Raw genomic sequence first — 14,099 nt, 5'->3', positions numbered from 1 at the left:
CGAATTCAGTTTCGCGCTTGGTACCTTTCGTTGTCAAGGAGGTGAGCTGGGTGTCGTTGAGTCGCAGGGAGAAGTCGGCCGAAACCGAGCAGGCGTTGAAGGCCGCGGCGCTGCGGTTGTTCGCCGAGCGCGGCTACCTGAACACCAAGATCACCGACATCACGGCGGCGGCGGGCCGGGCGGCCGGGTCGTTCTACAACCACTTCGCGAGCAGGGAAGAACTGCTCCAGGCATTGCTGAACGATCTGGCCGCGGCAGGGGACCAGCGGGCGGAGGGGCCCGGCCACAACCCGGACTTCGGCGACCCGGAGGCGGTCCGCTACCACGTCGCCGGATATTGGACTTTCGCGCGGGAGCACGCGCCCGTGCTGCGCGCGGTGAATCAGGCGGCTCTGGTCAACGACGAGTTCGCGCGCATGGTCGCGCAGTTCGGCATGCAGCAGCGCGCGGACATCGCCGATCACGTGGCGGGCTTCGCCGACCAGGGGTTACGGCTGCCGAGCACGGTCGATGCCAGCCTCGCGATGATGTTCCTGCTCACGCAGAGCCTGCTGGCCGCGGTCGAGGAAGGCAACGTCGAACTGACCGACGAACAGGCCGTGGACGGGCTGACCCGCTTCATCTATCGCGGGCTCACCGGCCGCGACTATTGACCGGACGGCGGGCGACCCGTCGGATCGCCCGCCGCCGGCTCACGGGAGCAGGACGATGGAACCGGCGGTCTTGCGGCCTTCCAGGTCGCGGTGGGCCTGTTCGGCATCGGCGAGCGGGTAGGTCGCGCCGATCCGGATGTTCAGCGTGCCCTTGGCGATGGCGTCGAAGACGTCGCCCGCGCGCCAGGTGAGTTCGGCGCGGTCACGGATGTAATGCGCCAAGGTGGGACGGGTGACGAACAGCGACCCGGCCGTGCTGAGCCGTTGCAGGTCGAACGGCGGCACCGGACCGCTCGCGCCCCCGAACAGGGCGAGCGTGCCGCGGACGCGCAGTGCGGCCAGGCTGGACTCGAAGGTCGCCGCGCCGACGCCGTCGTAGGCCGCCGCCACGCCGACGCCGTCGGTGAGCTCGCGCACCTGGTCGGCGAGGCTGTCGCCGTAGCGCAGCACCTCGGCGGCCCCCGCCGCGCGCGACAGCGTCTCCTTCTCGTCGGAGGACACCGTCGTGATCACCCGGACGCCGCGCGCGGTGAGAAGCTGGGTGAGGATCAGCCCGACGCCGCCCGCACCAGCGTGCACGAGCACCGTTTCCCCGGGCTCGGGCCGGTAGATCGACTCGATGAGATAGTGCGCGGTCATACCCTGCAGCAGCGCCGAGGCGGCCACCGGCGGCTCGACGCCGCCGGGCACCGCGATGGCGACGGCGGCCGCGATCGCGACCTTCTGGGCGTAGCTGCCCGGCCCGGCGGCCCAGGCGACCCGGTCGCCGACCGCGAAGTCGCTGACGTTCGCGCCGACTTCGGCGACCACGCCGGTGCCCTCCGCGCCCGGGATGTACGGGACGTCCTGGGGGTAGCGCCCGGTGCGGATGTAGGTGTCGATGAAGTTGACGCCGATCGCCTGGGTGTCGACCAGCAACTGGTCCGGCCCGACCTGCGGATCGGGCGCCTCCACGTACTTCAGGACCTCGGGACCACCATGTTCGGAAACCTGAATGGCGCGCATGAGTTTTAGTTCTACACCCGAGCGGCGAGCCCGCTTTCTACCGGTCGGTAAACTGCCTGCCATGAGTACTGAAACCGCCACGGCGCCGGTGAAGCTGTCGGGCGCCCTCGTGGAGTCCGTCAAGGGATTCGTCGCCGATCACGGCAAATCCGCCACGGCCGTGCTCCAGCCGATCGGTCGCGCGGGCGTCCGCGTCACCCTGGTCGGTTCCGACGGTGTTCTCGGCGACCGGGTCGTCTCCGACCTGGAGACCGCCAAGGCGTTGATCGACACCATCGACGGTCTCACCGAGGCCGATGAGTGGGATCGTGAGCTCACCTCGATCGTCACTCCCCGCAAGGGTCACTGGGCCAAGATGGCGGGCTGGGTCGCCAAGCAGGCCCGCTTCCCCAAGGCGCGCAACGAGAAGTGATCGGTGCGTAGCCGAGTGACGCTGCCCGGCCGCATCGGCGCATTTCTGCTCACCGTGTGGACAGCGCTCGTCGCAGTGGCGATTCCGGCGACCGCGCAGCCGTCGCAGACCCCGAACGTGCTGCGCGCGTGCACGCCCGGCGACTATCCGCCGTACTCGATCAGGGACGACGCGGGCGGCTACCGCGGCGTGGACGTCGATCTCGCGCGGGGATTCGCCACACTGCTCGGCCGCCCGATCGAGTTCGTGCCCGTGACGTGGGCGACGCTGCGGACGGACTTCGCCGAGCGGAACTGTGATCTGGCGGTCGGAGGAATCTCCGATCTGCCGTCACGACGCGCGTTCGCGGACTTCTCGATCACCTACGGCACCGACGGCAAGGCCCCGATCACCCACCGCGCGAACGGCGCCGCGTACGCGACCATCGCGGAGATCAACCGTCCCGGTGTTCGCGTGATCGCCAATCGCGGTGGGACGAACGAGGAATTCGCGCGCAAGAACTTCCCCGACGCGCAGCTCACCTTGTGGCCGGACAATCTGACGATCTTCGGCGAGATCGAACAGGGCCGCGCCGACGTGTTCGTCACCGACTCCGTCGAGGGCCGCTACCGCGTACGTCAGCACCCGGACCTGCAAGTGCTGCATCCCGAAGCGCCGTTCGACTCGTTCGGGAAGGTGCTGCTGGTACGCAAGGACGATCCGGTCCTGGCGACCGCCCTGGACGCCTATCTGGCCACCCAGCTCGCGACCGGCGCGGTAGACCGGCTGTTCGACCAGTGGATCGGGCCCGCGGCTTCCTCAGGGTGACCGCCGGTCAACGATCGGTCGCCAGCCGTCGCAACGATGCGTCCAGTTCCCGCCATAGCTCTCCCACGCGGCCGCGACCACTCGGGGCGTGCGGGTAACGCAGCAGGACGCTCACCACGATGGGCCCGGCCAGATCCGTCGCCTTCTGGATGTAGTCGCCACCGACGTTACGGTCGTCGCCTGCCTCGAGTTCGAGCGCTCGGGCCGCGTGGGCGGCCGACATGAGAATGTGCCCGCCCTGGGTCGCCTTCGCCAGCGGGTGCAGGTACGCGGCCGCTCCCGCGTGACCGGCGGCGCACGCCGCGTCGGATGCGGCTTCGTGTCCCCTCTCGCGAGCCGCCCGCGCGGCCCGGTGCGCGTCCAGCGCGGTCACGCGAAGCGCCTTCGTCCGTTTGCCCCCGGCGGCGAACCCGCGCGCCTCGTCGAGCACGGCCCGGGGACGCGGGTCCTCGGGACAGTCCCGCTCGAAGATCGCCAGCACAGGCTCCGCGCAGGCCAGGGCATAGGCCGTGACGGCGCGCAGTTCGGACATGCTGAGTTCGATCGTCGGATGCTCGTCGGCTGCACTCATGAGGTTCGACGGTATCGTTGAACCGTCGAGTGGAACTTCCTGGCAATATTCGCAGGACAGTGCGGAAAAACCTTCAAACGAGGTGCGGATCGGGCAGTTCGAGGTCAGGCCGAGCCGCACCACGACCGCCGCACCCTCCAGGCCGTCGAAGCCGCGCTTCGTCTGCGGCACCCGCCCGGTCGGCATCACCGACCGGCGCGATGTTCCGTCGGCGGCAGCGGTGCGGGTCAGTTCGGATGGTCGGCGGCGGCAAGGCGCGGATGCTCGAGGAACGCCTTCCAGGCCGCCTGCCAGGGGAAGTGGGGGAGACGCGCTTCCCCGGTACCCCGCTCGTGCGGCTCACCCTCGCCGATCACGATGGTGACCCCCCAGTCGGACAGTTTGCGCAGCCCCTCCTGAATCGCGGGAAAGCTGATCTGCGCGCGATTCGAGTAAGGCACGCCCACAATCGGCAAACCTTTGCCGAACCCTTCGACCAGCAGACCGAGCAGGAGCGTATCGGATATCCCCGCAGCCCATTTCGCGATCGAATTGCCGGTGAGCGGAGCGGCGATGATGCCGTCGGCGGGCGGCAGGACATCCGGCGTGCCGGGTTCCTTGTACTCGCTGCGCACGCGATAACCGGTTTGCGCCGCAACCGCGTCGGCGTCGATGAACCGCGTGCCGGACGGCGAGGCGATCACGCATACGACCCAGCCGTCCGTCTGGGCCAGGGTGATCAACTTGCCGACATCACGCGCGGCGGGCGAGCCGGTCACCAGGGCGTACAGCACGGGATTTCCATTGGCGTCCACAGGATCATGGTGTCACGGCGGCGTTGCGCGCCGAGGTCGACCTGCGTCCGCTCGACTCTGCCGTGTGCCATCCGATCGGCGCATCACCGCCGCGAGGTCACCGACAAAGTCGGCGAGGCGGCCGTCGTCGCTGTTGGTCGCGCCAGGCCAGCGGGCCGAACGCTCGGAACGGATTGTCACCGTGCCGTTCCCGCCGGGTCTTCGCGCTTCCTGAGCGTGTCAGGCCAGGCCCGGGGCTGGATCGCGGTTGGTGCCAACCGCCGGAGAACGGGCCGTAAGAGCTGGTGACGGAGGCGACGACCAGCTCGAGCGGTCGCAGTCATCCGGCTGCTGGGACGCCGGGACGGACCTGCTGTCGGCGTCGCACGAAATCTTCTGTATCGCAATATTCTTGCGTCGGATGCGGTGTGACGAGCGTCAGGTGGGGACGGCGCCGGTGCGTTTGGCGAGGCGGCCCAGGTCCCCGGTGGTGAGGTCGCGGCGAGCGGTGCGCATCATGTGTCCGACGAGTTCGCGGACGTGGGTCATGCCACGAATCTGCTGGGGGGCGATGTGTTCGGCGCGCAGCAGGGCGTGCAAGGAGTTGCGGTAGTCGCGGCGCAGGGCGTGGGCGCGGCCGATTTCGACGAAGTATTGGGCTCGGCGTCCTTCGGCGGGGATTGTTTCTGGGTTGAGGGTGGGGGCGAGTTCGAGGACTTGGCCCGGTTCGCGGCGTTCCATCGCCGCAGACATCCGCCACAGAGTGACGTTCGCGGCATCGAATGTCGGGTTGCGCAGAATCGCGGTTTCCGGGGGTACCTGAGCCAGTCGGGTCACTTGCTGGTGCGCTTCGTCCAAGTGACCGCCCGGATCGCCACCGAGTGCGGCTGTGACGAGGGCTGCTTGCAGATGCAGCATGCCGTACGTCTCGATTTCGCCGCGGCTTCGCACATCCGAACCAAGGCGCTCGGCAGCATTCGCCGCGCCGTCGAGTGCGGCGCTCAGTGAGCCTGGACGCGACAAAAGGATCTGGCTTCGGGTGAAGGCCGCGGTCGCTGGACCTGATGTGCCACCGATGTTCGCGGTTGCGTGCTCGATCTCCTGCGCCGCTGTCCAAGCCAACGCCGGATATCCCCGCGCCTTCAACGACGCGGCTGTCGTATATGCCACCGCCGCAAGCACGTCCCGCGCGGCATCACGATCGGCTCCAGTCGAATCACGGGTGCGTCGATAGCAGTCGGTGAGCAATGGAGGCAACAGCGGTCCGAGCGCCGCGTAGTCGCAGGCACGGCGCAGGTGGGCGGCATGACGTGCTGTCGCCGCGAGTTCCGCGAGGCTGCGGGGCGGCGCATTCGGGGTGGTGTCGCCCCGGGTCCAGAGGGCGGTTTCTATGACGGGGACTGCGGCATGGAATCCGGCCGATGACGGGTCGAACCGGTCGTCCTGATCGCCGGTCAGGTCACCGACCGCGACGCCGAGCGCCTGGGCGAGTGCGTGCAGAGTCCGCCGGGAATCGATGGGGCGCTCGCCGTTCTCGTATTTGGCGATGGCTCCCCGGCTGACGCCGACGCGGTCGGCCAAGACTTGCTGCGAGATGCCGCGGCGCGCGCGAATGGCGCGCACGCGACGGCCGATGTACCGGCCGTCGTCCTTCCCCAGATCTTCGCTCATCGGCTCTCCCTCGCCGGGTGCTGATCGAAAACCCCATGCTAGACGCGTTGCCAGGTGTCCCGCACCGGGACAGCGCGGGTTTCCAGGGCCGCCAAGCTTTCCCGAGCACTCGCCCGTGGCACGGGCACGACCATGCGCGCGGCACGTCGGCGCGCGGCACATCGGTTGTGCTCGCCCGGCGGGTGCTCACAACAAACGCGCAGGGGAAGGCAAAAGTTATGTGGGGAAAGGCATTCGGGTTCGTGTGGTACGCCGTGTCCGTGGCACCGGACGGTGACGGTGACGCGGGCGCTGTCGGCGCGGGCTCCCGCATGCCGACGTTGCCGCCGAGCACGACCCCGGTCATCGTGGTGCAGCCGGTCGCCGACCGGTACGGGCATGAGGTCGGCGCAAGCTGCGCACCCGGTGTGGAGTTCGAGCCGGGTTCGACGCTATGGCTATTGGATCGCGTGCCCAGGCCCCGTTCCGTGCCGGTGATCGTTCACTGCTACTTCGCAGCGATGACGCGGCGGGTGTCGCACGACCACGTGCGCACGGCGGAACAGGTGATCGTTTCCCGCTTCGAGTGCCTCGGCGGCGCGGCGGAGAGCGCGCGGTGAGCGAACCATCCGATCCGGCGGCCGACACCCCGGCCAGCCGGTGCCGTTTCTACCGGCAGTGCGGGCTCGCGGCGGCCGTGCAACCGGACCTCGGGCGCATCGTCGTCCCCGCGGGCCGAGTGGGCGCGATCACCATGCCCGCCCGTCTCGGTCAGGAGGTGAAGGCGCTGATGCAGGTCCGGCGGTCCGCGCTCGGGCCGATCATCTCGCATCCGCGCTCGAAACGCTGGACCTATCTGGTGCGGCCGGACCTGCCCGACGAAGACGGCTTGTTCGCCGAACTGTTCCGCCTGGACGTATCAGTAGCGCGCGGTGGTGCGCAGATCGCGCTGCCCTCGCCCGCCGATCGGTCGCCGTGCTTCCGGGTGTGGATCGAACCGCCTCGCGACACCTTCCGGCCGTCGGGCTCGGTCGTGGTCGCGGCGATTCGTCAGCGCACGGGGCGGCGGTGGTGACCGCGCCGGAGCACCGGTCACCGCGGCCGGAAGAGGACGACGTCCACCTCTCGGTCCAATTCCACGACGTGCGTCTGGATTTCGCGGCCTGCGCGACCGCCGCCGCGTTGTTCGTCCAGGAATGGCGGGCCCGTCACTACGAGGACGCGGTCACGGTGCTGCCGGGCGACCCGACCGGTCTACCTCGCCTGCCCAACGAGCGGTTGTTCCTCGATCCGTAAGCGTCGGCGGGGTGTGGATGTGGCCGCGGCGTCGCGTCCAAGCGTCGAGGTGAACTCGACGGGAAGCGGCGTCGTGGTCGGCGTCCGGACAGTCGATCTGTTCGAGAGTGTCGGCGAAGGGCTCCCGGCGCGGGCGGGCGCGTGGCCCGGTGCGGTCATCGAGGATGGCAGTGCCGACGCGCTGCCCTGGGCGGCGGGCGTGCTGTGAGCGTGCATGCCGAGTTGGTGTCGGCCGGAATCCGCGATGACGTCGAAGGCAGCAACCAATCGGCTGCTCTTGCGCAGATGCAGCACCTGCCCTTCCCGGAGCGATACCCTTGAACAGGGAAAGTCAACGTCGAGGAGCTGATGTGGGACACCTGCTTGGCAAGGACGCATCGTGCGCAGCCGCCGTATGATCGACCACGGCTGATTCCGGGCTACCGATGCGTGAGCCGATCGATCTGGCCGATTCAGCCGAACGAACCCGCGCCGCGCTCGCCGCCGTCGTGGCGCAGTTCTCAGAGGCTTGGGCGTCCGGGTCCCCACCGGACCTGTCCGCCTACCTACCCCGTGAGCAAGCCGAGCGGCGCACGATACTGATCGAATTGATCAAGGTCGATCTCGAGTATCGCTGGATTCGCTACGACTTTCCCAAGCGGCTGATCGACTACCGTGCGGAATTCGCCGAGCTGCGAAACGGGCCGTTTCCGGCCGATCTGGTCTACGAGGAATTCCACGCCATGCGCCGCGGCGGCCACGGAAGCGATGCCGCCGACCTGGCCGCCACCGCCACCGCCACGGCCACTGCGGCCGGCCCTGAACTCGACCGGCTCACCAGCGACTACCGCAGCACCATGATCGCCCGTCCGAGTGCTCAAATCGCGCTCGACGCCATCGACGTCGGTGATCAGGTCGACGATTTCGACCTCCTGATGAGGATCGGGGTCGGTGCGTTCGCCCAGGTGTATCTCGCTCGCCAGCAATCGATGCAGCGACTGGTCGCGGTCAAGATCTCGCACAACCACGGCAACGAGCCGCAGACGCTCGCCCAACTCGACCACGACTACATCGTGCGCATCTTCGACCAGCGACTCATCGCCGACGGCGAACTGAAGCTGCTGTACATGCAGTACCTCCCCGGCGGAACACTGCTCGACGTGCTGCGCTTGTCGCGCGCGACGCCCCGGGACCGGCGTGGTGGGCAACTGCTGCTCGACGCCATCGACAAGGTACTCGCCGACAAAGGCGAGGTGCGGCCGACGGAATCAGCCGTTCGCGCCCGGATCGCCGCACTGACCTGGCCGGAGACGGTGGCCTGGCTCGGCCGCCGGCTCGCGGACGCGCTGCAGCACGCCTCCGAACGCGGGGTGCTGCACCGGGACATCAAACCAGCGAACGTGCTGTTGAGCGCCGAGGGAGTTCCGAAGCTGGCCGACTTCAACGTCAGTTTCAGCGAACGCGTCAAGGGCACCAGCCCCTTGGCGTACTTCGGCGGATCACTGGCGTATATGTCGCCCGAGCAGTTGGAAGCCTGTCATCCTGATCTGCCCAGCACCGCCGCCGCCCTCGATACCCGAAGCGACATCTTCGCGCTGGCGGTCATGCTGTGGGAGTTGCTCACCGGACGCCGCCCTTTCGTGGACGAAACCTCCGCCGGCGAGTCGGAGACATCGCTGGCCCGCATGATCGACCTGCGGCGCAGACCCGTCGAGCCGAAGTTCCTCTCGGAGCTTCCGCCGGATTGCCCTGTGGCGCTGCGCCGCGTGCTGTTGAAGTGTCTGTCACCCTCCTGTGCGGACCGCTACTCGTCCGGTTCGGAACTGGCGCAGCAGTTCGACTTGTGCCTCGAGGAGAGGGCCCGCGATCTCGTCTATCCGCCGCCGGACAGCTGGCGGCTACGACTTTCGCGCTGGCCCACCCCCGTCCTGTGGTTGTCGTCGCTGGTAGGCGTCGGCCTGGCCACGATCTATATGGCTGTGCACGTTCAAGAACTGCTCAGAGAGCGCCTGTCGGATGCCACCAATTGGCAGCTCAACATGGGTGTCTACATTTTCGTTCTCATCGCGGGCCCGCTGTCCATCGTCATCTACGTATTCATGTCCCGTGATCAGCTCACGGTTCTTCGCGGCTTACGCGAGGGCAGACGCTATGACGACGCACTGCTCGCGCGGGTGCGGGCGCGAACACTGTTCTGGGGCGATATGTGTGCGCTGAACACCTTCCAGACCGGGCTAACGGCAACCGTGACCGGGGTGTTCCTGTGCCTCTGGCTCACCGACCTTCCGGCGCGGCTGGTGATCCACGCGGCGATGACGGTTTTCATGGCAGCCGTCATCTCCGTCGCCTACACGTTCTTCCTGTCGACCTTCTACATCGTCCGCTCCGTCTATCCGGTCTATTTGCGCTACAGCCGCCCCACAGCGCACGACTCCGGCCATATTCGCGCGCTGCGTCGAAGAACCACGATCTATCTCGCGGTCACGGCGTCCGTTCCGGTGGTCGGGGTGCTGGCCGGATTCAGCCTGCTCGAACCCGAGCAGGAGCTTCCGCTGGTGCGCGATTCGGTCCTGGGCTTGTGCGCGGTCGGCGGACTCGCGTTCGTCGCCGTCTATTGGCTGTACCGGACGCTCGACGCCGACCTGCGCGCGCTGCAGCGGGTGGTCAGGGGGCCAGTGGCGGGCGTGCGCTGATCGGCCGCGCTTGCGGGGCCTATGTGGCGAACCGGGCGATCGCGCGCCGGATGGCGGTACCCATGGCCGGGCTTCCTGTGTGCCCGGAATCATCGATGACCTGCAGTTCCGCCTCGGGCCACGCTTGGGCCAGCTGCCAGGCGGTGTACAGCGGGGCGCTCAGGTCGAGTCTGCCGTGGATCAGCACGCCGGGTATGCCCGTCAGCCGGTGCACGTCGCGCAGCAATTGCCCGTCCTCCAGCCAGGCCGCGTTGGCGAAGTAATGCGTGCAGATCCGCACGAACGCCAGTCGCCTGGCGTCCGGCTCGGCGCTGTACTGCCCTGGGTTGCCCGAATTCTCGTGCGCGATCACCGCGTCCTCCCAGGCGCACCACTGCCGCGCCGCCGACTCGCGGGTCGGCGCGTCGGGGCTTTCCATCAGCCGGCGATAGGCGTCGACCAGATCGCCGTGACGGTCGGCGAGCGGAACGCCCATGCGGAAGGTCTCCCACTGCTCGGGCAGCAGCCGCGCGACGTCGCGGTAGAGCCAGTCGATCTCCTCCTGCCGGGTCATGGTGACCCCGGCCAGCACGATTTCGCTGACTCGCTCGGGGTAGCGCTGCGCGTAGGCGAGGATCAGCGTCGCGCCCCAGGAGCCGCCGTAGAGCAGCCAGCGGTCGATCCCGAGGTGTTCGCGCAGCCGTTCCATGTCGGCGATCAGATGATGGGTGGTGTTCTCCGCGAGATCGACCGCGGGGTCGGAGGCGTGCGGCAGGCTCTCCCCGCAGCCCCGTTGATCGAACAGGACGATCCGGTAGACCGCCGGGTCGAACATCTTCCGCGAGCCGCGCCGTCCGCCGCCGCCCGGCCCGCCGTGCACCACCAGCGTCGCTTTTCCGTCCGGATTACCGCTGGTCTCCCAGTAGATCCGCTGACCGTTGCCGACGTCCAGCAGTCCGCGGGCATACGGCTCGATATCGGGAAAGGACTGTGGTGCATCGGATTGCGGGTCAGGCCTGGACACGAGCGACCACGCTACCGCCGAGCGCAACCGAGCGCTGCGCGTCGCGAGACCGCCAACGGGCGGCCAGGTCCGCCGAAGCCCTCAGCGCCGCGATGCCCGGCATGCGAGGCGCGTACCGCGCCCCACGTCCGGCCCGTTCCCGCGCCGCAGGTGTTTCGTTCGCTCAGGCGGGCTGCCCGGGTGCACCGAAACTCTCAGCGCCGCGATCGCCGGGATGGGGGCGCTTACCGCGCCACGTCGCCCGGCCCACTTATGCGCCGGACGTGTTTCGTTCGGCGGGCTGCCGAGTGAGCCGAAGCCCTCAGCGCCGCGAGCCGGAATAGGGGCGCTCACCCGCCGGTCCGTGCTCACCCCGGACGCGTCCATCTCGCTCAGGCGGCCTGGGCGGCTGGGTCCGGCTTCGGGGCGGCGACTCGCTCCCGGGTGCGCAGCGATGCCCACAGAGCGGCGGTGGCGGCGGTGCACGCTGCGGCCCCACCCACGTGCACGACGACCAGCGCGGCGGGGACATCGGTGAAGTACTGAACCACGCCGACCAGCCCCTGTGCGCACACCACCCCGAGCAGGACGAACAGCCGGGTGCGCACAGCGGGCGTGATACCGACCGCGAACAGGCCGAACGCCAACCCGACCAGCAGCGCGAGATACCCGACCAGCAACTGCGAGTGCAGATGCACCAGGGTGACGATCTCGACCTCCAACCGCTCCACCTGCCGCTCGATGCTCTTGTCGCCCGCATGCGGGCCCGCGGCGGTGACCAGGGTGCCCGCGATCAGGACCGCGCCGAGCGCCACCCCGGCGAGCGCGGTGAGCCGGCGCAGCGGTGCGGGCGCTCGCACGACCTCGATGCCGTCGTCGGGTTCGCCGATCTTCGCGTACAGCACCACCGCGAGCCACACCATCACCATGGACGCGAGCAGGTGCGTCGCGACGGTCCACCAGAGCAGTCCGGTGCGCACCGTGATGCCGCCGATGATCGCCTGCACGACCGTGCCGCCGGGCATCAGCCACGCGTACACCAGCACCTCGCGGCGGCGGCGGGCACGGGTGACCGCCAACACGATCGCCGCCGCGCACAGCGTCACCACGAAGGTGAGCAGCCGGTTGGAGAACTCGACCGCCTGATGGATCGCCGGAACCTCCGACACCGCGACCGGGGTGAAGCTGCCGGGGAAGCACTGCGGCCAGGTCGGGCAGCCCAGACCGGACGCGGTGACCCGCACGACGGCGCCGGTCACCGAGATGCCCGCCTGGGAGAGGATGACCGCGAGCGCGATCAGGCGCTGGGCCCGCAAGGAGGGCAGCGGCAGCTTGTCGACGAGTCGCAGGAACGCGCGATACAGCACGTCGAAAATCGTAGCCGGGCCGGATCCGGGCCCGGCACCCGGTCTACTACATTTCGTCGTTGAGTCTGCTGGTCGCCTCGCCTGCCGCGCTGGCGTGCCGCTCATGCGCCCACCGAACCGCCGGCGACCTCGCCGCGCCCGGAATTCAGTGGAAGCGGAACAGGCGGGTGGCCGCGATGCCCGAGACCACGCCCCAGACGGCGAGAACGGCGATCCCGAACCAGTCGACGCCGGTGTGCATCGCGCTCTCCAGCGCTTCGGCGAGCGCTCCGGACGGCACCAGCCGGGCGAGCACGCTCACCGCGTGGGGCAGGTCGTCGGCGGCGAAGACGATGCTGGCCACGCCCAGCATGACGAACCACAGGATGTTCGCCAGCGCGAGCACCACCTCGGCCTTGAGGGTGCCGCCCAGCAGCAGGCCCATCGCCGCGAAGGTGGCGGTGCCGAGCGCGATCACCGCCGCACCCAGCAGCAGCCCGGCCGGTTCCGGCCGCCAGCCCAGCGCGAAGCCGATCAACCCGAGCAGGACGGCTTGCAGCACGACCACGATGAGCACGGCCGCGCTCTTGCCCGCGATGACGCCCCAGCGCGGCAACGCCGTCGCGCCGAGCCGCTTGAGCGCGCCGTAGCGCCGGTCGAAGCCGACCGCGATGGCCTGACCGGTGAACGCGGTGGACATGACGGCCACCATCATCACCGCGGGGACGATCTTGTCCACCCGGTGCGTGCCGAGTTCGCCGAACGGCAGCAGGCTCAGCCCCACCAGCAGGGTGATCGGAATGAACATGGTCAGCAGGAGTTGTTCGCCGTTGCGCAGCAACAGGATCAGCTCGAGTCTGGTCTGCGCGAGCAGCATCGCGGCGCGGCTGCTCGGGCGGGGGCCGGGAGCGAAGGTGCCCGGCGCGAATCGGTTGGCGGTCCGGTCGTGCTCGCTCATCCGCGCAGATCCCGTCCGGTCAGTTCCAGGAAGACGTCTTCGAGGCGGCGCTGGTCGATCCGGATGTCGGTGGCCAGCACGTCCATTCGCGCGCACCACGCTGTGACGGTCGCGAGCACTTGCGGATTGATCTCGCCCTCCACCAGGTAGGTGCCCGGGGTGGTCTCCCGGGGCGCGAACCCTTCCGGCAGGGCGTTCGCCAGCAGTTCCAGGTTCAGTCTGGGCGGTGCGCAGAACCGCAGCTGCCCGGCCGCCCCGTGCGCGGTGACCTCGGCGGGGGTGCCGGAGGCGACGATACGGCCGTGGTCGATGATCACCAGCTGGTCGGCGAGTTGCTCGGCCTCGTCCATCATGTGCGTGGTCAGCACCACGGTGACCCCGTCGCGGCGCAGGGCGTCGATCAACTCCCAGACGATCAGCCGCGCCTGGGCGTCCAAGCCGGCGGTGGGTTCGTCCAGGAAAACGATTTCCGGCTTGCCCACCAGCGCGCAGGCCAGGGCGAGCCGCTGCTGCTGGCCGCCGGAGAGGCGGCGGTAGGGGGTGCGGCGGTTGTCCTGCAGGCCGAGGGTGCGCAGCAGCCAATCGGGATCGAGCGGATCCGCGGAGTAGGCGGCCACCAGGTCGAGCATTTCGCCCGCCCGCGCACCGGGATACGCGCCGCCGCCCTGGAGCATGACGCCGATGCGGGGACGCAGCCGTTCGGAATCGGCGATCGGGTCCAGGCCGAGCACGCGCACCGTGCCCGCGTCCGGCGCGCCGAATCCCTCGCACATCTCCACGGTGGTGGTCTTGCCCGCGCCGTTCGGGCCGAGCAGCGCGAGCACCCGTGCCGGTTCGACCTCGAACGTCAGGCCGTCCACGGCGGTGGTCTCGCCGTAACGCTTGACGATGCCGTCGACGCTGACCGCGGGTCCGGAAGCTGTGATCACGACTTCGCCTCGCCGGTGCTCGGCCGCGTCGCACTCGATGGTGCT

The 14,099-nt window shown here is 69.0% G+C and carries 16 protein-coding genes; 8 read left to right on the top strand and 8 right to left on the bottom strand.

Annotation, left to right across the window (positions count from 1 at the left end):
* Positions 1–50 precede the first annotated feature (50 nt).
* Positions 51–653, top strand: a complete 603-nt coding sequence (locus ON19_RS17955) for a TetR/AcrR family transcriptional regulator (RefSeq protein ID WP_218006449.1) — start codon at positions 51–53, stop codon at positions 651–653.
* Between the two features lie 39 nt (positions 654–692).
* Here the strand turns inward: ON19_RS17955 and ON19_RS17950 are convergent, their stop codons facing one another.
* Positions 693–1,658 carry a quinone oxidoreductase family protein gene (locus ON19_RS17950; protein WP_043693661.1) on the bottom strand — a complete coding sequence of 322 codons (966 nt, stop codon included), beginning with the start codon at positions 1,656–1,658 and terminating at the stop codon, positions 693–695.
* Between the two features lie 61 nt (positions 1,659–1,719).
* Here ON19_RS17950 and ON19_RS17945 point away from each other — a divergent pair, with 61 nt between their 5' ends.
* Together ON19_RS17945 and ON19_RS17940 are read left to right on the top strand one after the other, a co-directional pair.
* Positions 1,720–2,070, top strand: coding sequence for a hypothetical protein (locus tag ON19_RS17945; RefSeq protein WP_043693658.1), 351 nt, complete (start codon positions 1,720–1,722; stop codon positions 2,068–2,070).
* Between the two features lie 3 nt (positions 2,071–2,073).
* A complete protein-coding gene (locus ON19_RS17940; RefSeq protein ID WP_083899456.1) occupies positions 2,074–2,877 on the top strand; it encodes a transporter substrate-binding domain-containing protein in 804 nt (267 codons plus the stop codon).
* Positions 2,878–2,884: 7 nt separating this feature from the next.
* Here ON19_RS17940 and ON19_RS17935 read toward each other — a convergent pair whose 3' ends face one another.
* From ON19_RS17935 to ON19_RS17925, 3 genes are all read right to left on the bottom strand, one after another.
* The gene (locus tag ON19_RS17935; protein ID WP_043693944.1) at positions 2,885–3,448 is read right to left on the bottom strand and encodes a putative immunity protein; all 564 of its coding nucleotides are present in this window, start codon (positions 3,446–3,448) and stop codon (positions 2,885–2,887) included.
* Between the two features lie 227 nt (positions 3,449–3,675).
* Positions 3,676–4,242: a flavoprotein gene (locus ON19_RS17930; protein ID WP_043693655.1), complete on the bottom strand. Its 567-nt coding sequence runs from the start codon at positions 4,240–4,242 to the stop codon at positions 3,676–3,678.
* Positions 4,243–4,659: 417 nt separating this feature from the next.
* The gene (locus tag ON19_RS17925) at positions 4,660–5,892 is read right to left on the bottom strand and encodes a helix-turn-helix domain-containing protein (protein WP_043693653.1); all 1,233 of its coding nucleotides are present in this window, start codon (positions 5,890–5,892) and stop codon (positions 4,660–4,662) included.
* A 311-nt stretch (positions 5,893–6,203) separates the two neighbouring features.
* On the opposite strand from ON19_RS17925, the gene ON19_RS17920 reads away from it, so the two are divergent.
* The 5 genes from ON19_RS17920 (at position 6,204) to ON19_RS17900 (ending at position 9,839) form a co-directional block, all read left to right on the top strand.
* A complete protein-coding gene (locus tag ON19_RS17920; protein ID WP_157229750.1) occupies positions 6,204–6,491 on the top strand; it encodes a hypothetical protein in 288 nt (95 codons plus the stop codon).
* Positions 6,488–6,946, top strand: coding sequence for a hypothetical protein (locus tag ON19_RS17915; RefSeq protein WP_043693941.1), 459 nt, complete (start codon positions 6,488–6,490; stop codon positions 6,944–6,946). Before ON19_RS17920 ends, ON19_RS17915 begins: the two co-directional genes overlap by 4 nt.
* Positions 6,943–7,167: a hypothetical protein gene (locus ON19_RS17910; RefSeq protein ID WP_157229749.1), complete on the top strand. Its 225-nt coding sequence runs from the start codon at positions 6,943–6,945 to the stop codon at positions 7,165–7,167. Before ON19_RS17915 ends, ON19_RS17910 begins: the two co-directional genes overlap by 4 nt.
* A gap of 49 nt (positions 7,168–7,216) precedes the next feature.
* The gene (locus ON19_RS17905) at positions 7,217–7,375 is read left to right on the top strand and encodes a hypothetical protein (protein WP_157229748.1); all 159 of its coding nucleotides are present in this window, start codon (positions 7,217–7,219) and stop codon (positions 7,373–7,375) included.
* 217 nt (positions 7,376–7,592) lie between these two features.
* On the top strand, positions 7,593–9,839 hold the full coding sequence (locus ON19_RS17900; RefSeq protein WP_043693642.1) for a serine/threonine-protein kinase: 2,247 nt from the start codon (positions 7,593–7,595) through the stop codon (positions 9,837–9,839).
* 19 nt (positions 9,840–9,858) lie between these two features.
* Here the strand turns inward: ON19_RS17900 and pip are convergent, their stop codons facing one another.
* The 4 genes from pip to ON19_RS17880 all read right to left on the bottom strand — a co-directional run bounded on the left by pip (position 9,859) and on the right by ON19_RS17880 (position 14,054).
* Positions 9,859–10,842, bottom strand: coding sequence for a prolyl aminopeptidase (gene pip, locus ON19_RS17895; protein WP_043693640.1), 984 nt, complete (start codon positions 10,840–10,842; stop codon positions 9,859–9,861).
* Positions 10,843–11,213: 371 nt separating this feature from the next.
* On the bottom strand, positions 11,214–12,188 hold the full coding sequence (locus ON19_RS17890) for a COX15/CtaA family protein (RefSeq protein WP_043693637.1): 975 nt from the start codon (positions 12,186–12,188) through the stop codon (positions 11,214–11,216).
* A gap of 145 nt (positions 12,189–12,333) precedes the next feature.
* The gene (locus ON19_RS17885) at positions 12,334–13,125 is read right to left on the bottom strand and encodes an ABC transporter permease (protein ID WP_043693633.1); all 792 of its coding nucleotides are present in this window, start codon (positions 13,123–13,125) and stop codon (positions 12,334–12,336) included.
* Positions 13,122–14,054 carry an ABC transporter ATP-binding protein gene (locus ON19_RS17880; protein WP_043693630.1) on the bottom strand — a complete coding sequence of 311 codons (933 nt, stop codon included), beginning with the start codon at positions 14,052–14,054 and terminating at the stop codon, positions 13,122–13,124. Before ON19_RS17880 ends, ON19_RS17885 begins: the two co-directional genes overlap by 4 nt.
* Positions 14,055–14,099: the final 45 nt, after the last annotated feature.

Source organism: Nocardia abscessus NBRC 100374, from assembly GCF_000308455.1.
Taxonomy (GTDB): domain Bacteria; phylum Actinomycetota; class Actinomycetes; order Mycobacteriales; family Mycobacteriaceae; genus Nocardia; species Nocardia abscessus.
This window is presented reverse-complemented; position numbering and strand designations above follow the sequence as displayed.